General features: G+C 74.8%; 1 protein-coding gene. It reads left to right on the forward strand.

Annotated features, from left to right (window positions below):
- On the forward strand, positions 1-476 hold a 476-nt coding region (locus tag ACLBXP_RS25240), incomplete at both ends, for a zinc-binding dehydrogenase (RefSeq protein ID WP_447670588.1).

A 476-nucleotide genomic window follows, 5' to 3' on the forward strand; every position in this document is an offset into this window, starting at 1 on the left:
GGCGGGGTCGGGCTCGCGGCGGTGGAGCTCGGCGTGCTGCTCGGTGCCCGGGTGATCGCCTGCGCCTCGTCGGAGGACAAGCTCGCCGCCGCCCGCGCCCATGGGGCGGGGGTCGGCCTCGTCTACGATCCCGAGACGCTGAAGGACGAACTGCGCCGCGCCACCGGCGGCGCCGGAGTGAACGTGGTCTACGATGCGGTGGGCGGCCCCTTCGCGGAGCCGGCGCTGCGGGCGATGGCCTGGAAGGGCCGCTACCTCGTGGTCGGCTTCGCGGCCGGCGAGACCCCGCGGCTTCCCCTCAACCTGATGCTCCTCAAGGGCTGCGACGTGCAGGGCGTGTTCTGGGGCGCCTTCGTGGAGCGCGAGCCCGAGGCGCACCAGGCGAACCAGCGGCGGCTCCTGGCCTGGCCCGCCGAGGGCCGGCTCACCGTGAAGATCCACGGCACCTACCCGCTGGCGGATTACGCGGCGGCCCT

Source organism: Methylobacterium sp. A54F (assembly GCF_053346035.1).